Source organism: Micromonospora sp. U56 (genome assembly GCF_018070095.1).
Classification (GTDB): Bacteria; Actinomycetota; Actinomycetes; order Mycobacteriales; family Micromonosporaceae; genus Micromonospora; species Micromonospora purpureochromogenes.
Genome location: NZ_JAGPYL010000227.1, coordinates 1 through 2931, shown reverse-complemented (window position 1 = coordinate 2931; position 2931 = coordinate 1). Strand labels below are relative to the sequence as shown.

The following is a 2931-nucleotide window of genomic DNA, read 5'->3' as shown; positions in this document are numbered from 1 at the left end:
GATCGTGTACTGCGCCTCGCCGGCGGTGGCGAAGACCAGCGAGGTGCTGGGCGGGCTGGCCACCGTGGTGGACGCCGGCGACCCGCTGGACCCGGCCCGGGCGCTGGCCGACCTGGCCGGGCGCGGGGTGGACCGGCTGATGGTGGAGGGCGGCGGGTCGGTGCACGCCCAGTTCCTCACCGCCGGGCTCGCCGACGAGCTGCACCTGGTGGTCGCCCCGTTCTTCGTCGGCGACCCCCGGGCACCCCGCTTCGTCCGCGACGGCCCGTTCCCGTGGCATCCCGGCCGGCGGGCCCGGGTGGTCGAGGCCCGCCAGATCGGTGACGTGGTGCTGGTCCGGTACGCCCTGTCGGAACGCTGCCCGGACGCCTGAGCCGGTGAACCGGCGGGCCCGTTCGTCCGTACCACCGGCCGACCCGGAGAAACGACCTACTACGCTTCGTCGTAGGGGGTGGGGTGTGGCGGACGAGGGAGCGGCTGTGGTGGTCGAGGGCGACGAGCAGGTGACCGCGTGGGCGCTGGCCGCCGGGCGGGGTGACCCGCTGGCGCTGCCCGCGTTCGTCCGGGCCACCCAGGGCCCGACCTGGCGGTTCCTGCACCACCTGCTGGCCGACGCGGAGACCGACGACCTGGTGCAGGAGACGTACCTGCGGGCGATGCGCGCGCTGCCCCGGTTCGCCGCCCGGTCCTCGGCGCGGACCTGGCTGTTCGGCATCGCCCGGCGGGTCGCCGCCGACCACCTCCGGTCCCGGCGGGCCCGCCCGCCGGCCACCACCATCGACGGGTACGACCCGCCGTCGGCGGGCCGGTTCGAGAACGTCGTGGTGCTGGACGCCCTGCTGCGGCAACTGCCGGCCGAGCGGCGCGAGGCCTTCGTCGCCACCCAGCTTCTCGGCCTGTCGTACGCCGAGGCGGCGCAGGCCTGCGACTGTCCCGTCGGCACCATCCGGTCGCGGGTGGCGCGGGCCCGAGCGGACCTGGTCGACGCCATGGCCGACCGCGCCACCCGGACGGACACCCGGGCCGGCTGACCCGCCGCCGGCCCGGATCGTTCCGTAAGGACATCGCAAGGTTCCCGCGCCCCGGCACCGGCCCGGCCCACGGCTACGCTGACCGGCACGAGGGGGAGGTACGCGTGCCGCAACGGGTGCTGGTCGTCGACGACGACCGGACGGTCAGCGACGTGGTCTGCCGCTACCTGGAACACGCCGGCTACCAGGTGGACCACGTCGCCGACGGCGCCGCCGCGCTGGCCGCCGTCGCCGCGGCGCCGCCGCAGCTGGTGGTGCTCGACGTGATGCTGCCCGGGGTCGACGGGCTGGAGGTCTGCCGACGGCTGCGGGAGCGCCCGGACGGCGTACCCATCGTGATGTTGACCGCGCGCGGCGACGAGGCCGACCGGATCCTCGGCCTGCAACTGGGCGCGGACGACTACCTGAGCAAGCCCTTCTCCCCACGCGAGCTGGTGCTGCGGGTCCGGTCGGTGCTGCGCCGGGCCGGCGGCGAGCCGGCCGGCACGGCGGCGGAGGTGCTCACCGACGGCGGCCTCACCGTCGAGACCGGCTCCCGGGTGGCCCGGCTGCACGGTCGGGAACTGGCCCTCACGCTGCGCGAGTTCGACCTGCTGGCCCACCTGATGCGGCACCCGGCGCGGGCGTTCCGCCGGGCCGAGCTGCTGGAGCGGGTCTGGGGCTGGAGCTTCGGCGACCAGTCCACCGTCACCGTCCACGTGCGCCGGCTGCGGGAGAAGATCGAGGCCGACCCGGCCGACCCGCGCCGGATCGTCACGGTCTGGGGCGTCGGCTACCGGTACGAGCCGGTCGATGGCTGACCTCGCGCTGATCTTCGGGGCGGCGCTCGCCGCGGCCTGCTGCGTCGGGCTGCTCGGCGCGGGGGCGCTGCGGCTGCTGCGCGGCCGGTCGATCACGGTGCACATCTCCGTCCTGCTGGCGATGACGGTGAGCGCGGTGGCGGCCGGCGTCGCGGTGATCGCCGAGGCGATGTTCCTCTCCCCGCACGACCTGGAGGTGGTGCTGATCACCGTCTCGGCGGCGGCGGTGGTCAGCCTCGCCGTCGGCTGGCTGTTCGGCCGGCGGCTCGCCGCGGCGGCGGTCTGGGCGGACCAGGCGCGGGAGCGGGAGCGGCGGATCGAGAAGGGCCGCCGCGACCTGGTCGCCTGGGTGTCGCACGACCTGCGCACGCCGCTGGCCGGGCTGCGGGCGATGGCCGAGGCGCTGGAGGACGGGGTGGTCGCCGACCCGGCGACGGTGCACGAGTACCACCGCCGGATCCGGGTGGAGACCGACCGGATGACCCGCCTCGTCGACGACCTGTTCGAACTGTCCCGGATCAACGCCGGGGCGTTGCGGCTGTCGCTGTCCGCGGTGCCGCTGGGTGACGTGGTCTCCGACGCCCTGGCCGGCACCGCGCCGCTGGCCGCGGCCCGCCGGATCCGGCTGGTGGCCGCCGAGTCGGGCTGGCCGACGGTGACCGCCAGCGAGCCGGAGCTGGCCCGGGTGGTGGGGAACCTGCTGCTCAACGCGGTGCGCTACACGCCGGACGACGGCACCGTGCGGGTCGACGCGGGCCGCGACGGCGACGCCGCCTGGCTGGCCGTGGCGGACACCTGCGGCGGCATCCCCGAGGACGACCTGCCCCGGCTCTTCGACGTGGCCTTCCGGGGCGAGCCGGCCCGCACGCCCCGGCCGGGCAACGGCGGCGCCGAGGGCTCCGGCGGGCTGGGCCTGGCGATCGTGCGCGGGCTGGTCGAGGCGCACGGCGGCCGGGTCGACGTGCGCAACGTCGCCGGCGGGTGCCGGTTCGTCGTCCGGCTGCCGCTGGCCGACGGCTGACCCGGCCCGGCCGACCGTCGGACGCCCGGACCGGCGGGACGGCGCGGCCGGCGAGCCGGACCAGCGGGTCGGGGGGGGG

Annotated in this window: 4 protein-coding genes; all 4 read left to right on the top strand. The window is 76.7% G+C overall.

The window, feature by feature from the left end; genetic code table 11:
* Nucleotides 1-373, top strand: a 373-nt coding sequence (locus tag KBX37_RS33590; RefSeq protein ID WP_210779845.1) for a dihydrofolate reductase family protein, incomplete at its 5' end; no start/stop codon positions are given.
* Between the two features lie 85 nt (nt 374-458).
* Entirely contained in the window at nt 459-1031 is a 573-nt protein-coding gene (locus KBX37_RS33585) for a sigma-70 family RNA polymerase sigma factor (RefSeq protein ID WP_307849318.1), read from the top strand.
* Nucleotides 1032-1135: 104 nt separating this feature from the next.
* Nucleotides 1136-1831, top strand: a complete 696-nt coding sequence (locus KBX37_RS33580; protein ID WP_210779844.1) for a response regulator transcription factor — start codon at nt 1136-1138, stop codon at nt 1829-1831.
* The gene (locus KBX37_RS33575) at nt 1824-2852 is read left to right on the top strand and encodes a sensor histidine kinase KdpD (protein ID WP_210779843.1); all 1029 of its coding nucleotides are present in this window, start codon (nt 1824-1826) and stop codon (nt 2850-2852) included. Before KBX37_RS33580 ends, KBX37_RS33575 begins: the two co-directional genes overlap by 8 nt.
* Nucleotides 2853-2931 lie beyond the last annotated feature (79 nt).

What these genes read in the sequence shown, in the direction of transcription:
- KBX37_RS33575 (WP_210779843.1), top strand. Translation starts at nt 1,824, where the DNA reads ATGGCTGACCTCGCGCTGATCTTCGGGGCGGCGCTCGCCGCGGCCTGC.